The sequence below is a fragment of the Kitasatospora sp. NPDC004799 genome (genome assembly GCF_040609095.1).
Lineage (GTDB): Bacteria > Actinomycetota > Actinomycetes > Streptomycetales > Streptomycetaceae > Kitasatospora.
On record NZ_JBEXJK010000739.1, the window covers coordinates 1 to 1,826 of the forward strand.

General features: G+C 75.6%; 1 protein-coding gene. It reads left to right on the forward strand.

Annotation, left to right across the window (positions count from 1 at the left end):
• Positions 1-104 precede the first annotated feature (104 nt).
• Positions 105-1,703, forward strand: coding sequence for an HAD-IC family P-type ATPase (locus ABZW03_RS40400; protein WP_355269812.1), 1,599 nt, complete (start codon positions 105-107; stop codon positions 1,701-1,703).
• Positions 1,704-1,826 lie beyond the last annotated feature (123 nt).

The window sequence follows — 1,826 nt, forward strand, 5'->3', positions numbered from 1 at the left end:
GTTGTAGCGGGAGTCCAGCCGCAACGTGTCGTGGAATGCTTCGGTGATGCTGGCCCTGAGGGCTCGGTCCGACTGGACCTCCTCCACGTCTGCCCGAGGGCCGGATGGTGGTCGAACGCCTCTGGACGCCGCACTCGACGGCCACCGTGACCGGCCTCGGGTACGGGCCCGCGGGTGAGGTCCGGCTCGACGGGACCGCCCCCGAGGAGACGGAGTCCCTGCTCACCGCCGCCGTCCTGTGCAACGACGCGGCCCTCCGCCCGCCGACGGACGGCGACCCCGACTGGCGGGCACTCGGCGATCCCACCGAGGCCGCCCTGCTGACCGCCGCCGGCAAGGCCGGACTGGACCGGGAGCGGATCCGAACGGCGCTCCCCCGGGTCGCCGAGACCCCGTTCGACAGCACCCGCAAGCGGATGAGCACACTCCACCGCAGGCCCGACGGAACCGTGCTGGTCTGCCTCAAGGGCGCCCCCGAGGCCGTCCTCGACCCCCTCGTCCTGGCCGAGCCGGCCCCGCTGCTGGAACGGGCCCGGCACGCGGCCGCCGAACTCGCCGCCGAGGGCTTCCGGGTGCTCGCCGTGGCGCAGCGGGACGTCGACCACGTACCCGACCCGCCGGAGGCGGCCGAGCACCGGCTGCGCCTGCTCGGCCTGGTCGCGATGGCCGACCCGCCCAAACCCGCCGCGGCCGCCACCCTGGCCGCCTGCCGCCGGGCCGGCATCCTGCCCGTGCTGGTCACCGGCGACCACCCGGCCACCGCCCGCGCCCTGGCCGTCCGGATCGGGCTGCTGGAGCCCTCGGCCGGCCCCGAGGCGGTGGCGACCGGACGGGACCTCGTCACCGGCGCGGTCACCGACCCGACCCGGGCCCGGGTGTTCGCCCGCACCGACCCGCGGCAGAAGGTCGACATCGTCCAGGCCTGGCGCACCCGGGGCGCCGTCACCGCGATGACCGGCGACGGCGTCAACGACGGTCCCGCCCTGCGGCAGGCGGACATCGGCGTGGCGATGGGCCGGCGCGGCACCGAGGTCGCCCGCCAGGCCGCCGACCTCGTCCTCGCCGACGACGAACTCGCCACCGTGGTCGGCGCGGTGGAGGAGGGCCGCCGGGTCTACGACAACATCCGGCGCTTCCTGGTGTTCGGCCTGGCCGGCGGCGCGGCCGAGATCCTGGTGATGCTGGCCGGCCCCCCGTGCGGCCTGTCGCTGCCGCTGCGCGCGGGCCAGATCCTCTGGATCAACCTCCTCACCCACGGCCTCACCGGCGTCGCCATGGGTGCGGAACCCGTCTCCCCCGGCGCGATGACCCGGCCCCCACGGCCGCCGGACCAGCACGTCCTCGGCGCCGGTGTGTGGCAGCGGGTGCTGCTGCTCGGCCTCGTCGTCGCGGCCGCCTCGCTCGGCGCGGCGCTCTGGGCGCGCGACGGCGGCCGCCCCTGGCAGACCGTCCTGTTCCTCGCCCTGGTGGCCGCCCAGCTGGGCACCGTCCTGGGCCTGCGCGAACGGCTGCTGACCCGCGCGAACCCCTTCCTCCCGCTCGCCGTCCTCTCCTCCGCCGCGCTCGCGGCGGCCGCCCTCTACCTCCCGTTCCTCAACGACCTCCTCGAAACCGAACCGCTCACCTGGTCCGAGCTCACCGCACCCGCGGCCGCCGGAGCCGTCGGTTTCGCGGCCGCGCGCACACGCAGGCCCGGGCCTTGACGCCGTGTCCCGCACCTCGGCCGCCGACGTCTAGTACTGCAACGGTGCTTAGCGTGATGAGGCTTCGGTTTTCGGGCTGTGGCCTCGTCGTTTGTAGTGGCTGTTCCGGGCTTGGTGCTGGCG